The organism is Pseudonocardia sp. McavD-2-B (assembly GCF_024124365.1).
Taxonomy (GTDB): domain Bacteria; phylum Actinomycetota; class Actinomycetes; order Mycobacteriales; family Pseudonocardiaceae; genus Pseudonocardia; species Pseudonocardia alni.
On the sequence record NZ_JAMXSG010000443.1, the window covers coordinates 1 to 2,681 of the forward strand.

Sequence of the window (2,681 nt, forward strand, 5' to 3'; positions counted from 1 at the left end):
CCGGCGTCGGCCAGCCGGGCCCGCACCCGGTCGACCAGCGGGTTCACGACGCCGCCCGCCGGGAGCCTGCCGTGCCGCAGAGGCGCTCGTGCACGGCCCGGGCCGCGGTGGCGAGCGGACCCCGCCCGGAGCCGGGGGTCCGCCCCCGTTCGAGGGCACCGGCGAGGTCCCGCTCCGGGCGCATGGTCGTGAGCAGTGGCAGCCCGAGGGAGGCGACGACCTCGTCGGGGGTGATACCGCCGGGGGACGGCCCGCGCACGATCAGCTCCACGGCCCGGGCGTGCTCGGCGAGCACGTCGGCGACCCGGGCGGCCGCGGCGCAGGGCCGCAGCCCGGCGGGGACCACCAGGACGGTCAGGTCGGCGGTGCCGAGAGCGGTGAGTGCGGCGTCGGTGGGGTAGCGGGGCAGGTCGCACACGACGGTGCCGCCCGCGCGACGCCCGGCGTCGAGGACCGCGGTGACCGCGGCCGGCTCGGGGCCGTGCGGGGAGCGCGCGCAGGACAGGACCGACAGCGCGGTGCGCCCGGACCCGGCCCGCGGCAGCGCGGCGTGCAGCGACGCGGCGCGCACCCGGCCGTCGCCGACCGACAGCTCCGGCCAGCGCAGCCCGGCCTCCTGTTCCAGCCCGACCATCAGGTCGAGGCCGCCGCCGAGCGGGTCGCAGTCGACCAGCAGCGCGGACTCCCCGGCCCGTGCGGAGGTCAGCGCGACGGCGGTGGCGAGCACCGAGGCGCCCGCTCCACCGCTGCCGCCGACCACGGCCAGCACCCGGCCGGCCCGCCCGTCGCCCGCTGCGCGCTCCCGGGCGTCGGCGAGGATCCCGGCCAGCCCGGCCTCGCCCTGGGGGAGCTGCACGACCCGGTCCGCGCCGAGGGCGACCGCGATCCGCCAGTCCTCTGCGGCGGGCTCGCCGGGGACGGTGATCACGACGCCGTCGCGGCGTGGGAAACCGGCCTCGCCGCAGCGCCGGGCCCCGGCCCGGTCGAGCAACACGACCGGTGCGCGGGCCCACGCACGGCGGGCGTCGGCCGCGTCGACCGCGCGCTGGGCGTCCATGTCGGCTGCCGCGGCGAGTCGCAGCAGCGCGTCGAGCAGCTCGGGATCGTCGGCCACGATCAGGCAGCGCCGGTCCATCGCGTCGTCCTCCACACCGGCCCGCCGGTGCGGGCCCCGGTGTCGAGCGTGCGGTCCCGGGAGGGCCCCGCCGGCCCCGATCGCCGGCCTGTGGACAACGTCGTGGAAACGGCCCGGCCTGTGGACAACCCACGGGTTCCGTCGGTGTCGTGCGGGAGGATGGAGCACGGGGGAGGGCCCTCGCGGGCGCGCCGCGGAGGAGCAGAACCGGAGCGGCGGGGAGCGCACCGGGGAGGCGGGTGACCGACACGACCGTGTCGTCCGACCCCGGACGTAGGACGACCCCCGCCAGGGGGGATTGGCGGGGGCCGTCGGGCGGTTCAGCCCCGGGGGGTCGAGCTGAACCCGCTCGGACCACGTCCGAGCTCGGTCAACTGTAGCCGGAACATGCCGGTCGCGCCCATACTCCGGCCGTGGCCTGCGCCGACCGGTACCGGCGGCGACGTCGCTCTCGACCCCGACGGGGTGAACTCCGCCACTGACCGGTGGGCGCGTCCGGGCGACCGGTCGCGTACGTTCGATCACCCTCCGCTGCCGGTCATCGGCTTGCTCGTACCCCCGGCCGGGCGGTGCGGGGACGGGCGGCGCCCGTCGTGGGGCCGACGGTCGGCGGGGTGTGGAAGAGTCGGGGACCGGGGACGAGGCGCGTCCCGGTTCGGGCAGGCTGGACGTCGTGCCCGAGTTCTCCACAGCCCCCGTCGCACCGGACCGGACCGCCGGCCCCCGGGCGGTGTTCCTCGACCTCGACAACACGATCATCGCCGGGTCGAGTGCGCTGGCGTTCGCGCGTCCGTTCGCTCGCGCCGGTCTGATCGACCGCTCGACCGTCCTGCGCGGGGCGTGGGCCCAGCTGCTGCTCGTGCTCGCCGGGGCGGACGCGTCCACGATGGACACCCTGCGCCGGCGGATGGTGCTGATCTGTCAGGGCTGGGAGGTGGCGCGGGTCCGTGCGATCGTCGCCCAGACGCTGCAGGAGATCGTGGGCCCGCTCGTCTACCCCGAGGCGGTCCGGCTGATCGAGCACCACCGTGCGCAGGGGGCGGAGATCGTGCTGCTGTCGGCGTCGGGGCTGGAGGTCGTCGAGCCGATCGCCGAGCTGGTCGGGATCACGCGCTTCCGGGCGACCCGGATGCACATCGAGGACGGCCGCTACGTCGGGGAGATCGCGTTCTACTGCTACGGGGAGGGCAAGGCCGTCGCGGCCCGGGAGATCGCCGAGGAGCTGGGACTCGACCTCGCGCGGTGCGCCGCCTACTCCGACTCGATCACCGACCTGCCGCTGCTGGAGGCGGTCGGGCAGCCGTCCGTCGTGAACCCGGACCGGGAGCTACGGGTGATCGCCCGTGAGCGGGGGTGGCCGGTGCTCGCGTTCGTGCGCGCCGCCTCCCGCCGGGACCGGCTGTTCCGGCTGCGCGACCGGCTGTCCGACCGGTTCGCGGCCGGGGCCCGGGGTGGCGTCCACGCCGGGCGGGCGACCGATGGGGCCGGCGAGGACACCGGTGGGGTCGGCGCGGGCGGGCCCCGGCGGGACCCGGCGCTGCTCGGT

The 2,681-nt window shown here is 77.4% G+C and carries 2 protein-coding genes; one reads left to right on the forward strand and one right to left on the reverse strand.

Annotation, left to right across the window (positions count from 1 at the left end; genetic code table 11):
- Nucleotides 1-43 precede the first annotated feature (43 nt).
- Complete coding sequence (gene ssd / locus NH602_RS29930) at nt 44-1,135, reverse strand: septum site-determining protein Ssd (RefSeq protein ID WP_073575935.1); 1,092 nt, start codon at nt 1,133-1,135, stop codon at nt 44-46.
- A 673-nt stretch (nt 1,136-1,808) separates the two neighbouring features.
- Between ssd and NH602_RS29935 the strand changes: the two genes are divergently transcribed.
- Nucleotides 1,809-2,681 (forward strand): HAD family phosphatase (locus tag NH602_RS29935; protein WP_253069574.1); only part of this gene is annotated, 873 nt, incomplete at its 3' end.

Bases quoted from the DNA above. Each gene is read 5' to 3' on its own strand.
- ssd (WP_073575935.1), bottom strand. From the start codon at position 1,135: ATGGACCGGCGCTGCCTGATCGTGGCCGACGATCCCGAGCTGCTCGAC.